The sequence below is a fragment of the Bariatricus sp. HCP28S3_A4 genome (assembly GCF_052066395.1).
GTDB lineage: Bacteria > Bacillota > Clostridia > Lachnospirales > Lachnospiraceae > Allocoprococcus.
This window is the reverse complement of the sequence record NZ_JBQHSE010000103.1, coordinates 1-456: the sequence shown is the minus strand read 5'-3', so window position 1 is coordinate 456 and position 456 is coordinate 1. Positions and strand designations below refer to the sequence as shown.

General features: G+C 38.4%; 1 protein-coding gene. It reads right to left on the bottom strand.

Annotated elements, in window-relative coordinates:
- The coding region (locus ACTNBF_RS16545) for a tyrosine-type recombinase/integrase (RefSeq protein ID WP_441089713.1) at positions 1-456 on the bottom strand (456 nt) is incomplete at both ends.

Below are 456 nucleotides of genomic sequence, written 5' to 3'. Positions count from 1 at the left end.
TCGTAATTTCTCGATATCGATTCTTGCATAATGCTTAATGGCATTATTTGAACTATGGCCCAGTACTTTTCTTACCGTTTCGTATGGTATTGTATCATTTACCATGGAACTCGCCAGGGATGCTCTAAGAACATGGGGTCCACACTTGCGTCGCCCAGAATCTACACTCGAAGCTAATATATATTTTCTAAGTGCATTACGAAGTGTTCCTGTCGTCACTGCATGATATGGCGCATACACATTTAAAAATAATTCTTGAATGTTCGTATCTGGGCGAACCTTCAGATAGTCATCAATTGCAAATCGAACATCTTCAACAAGCGGAAGATGAAGCAGATTTCCTGTTTTTTCTTGAATAATGTTGATTTCATTTCTATTGTCGCCAACATCTTTTGTTTTAAGCTTAACAATATCTCCTGAACGCATTCCCATTCTTGACGCAAGAAGAATCATAGC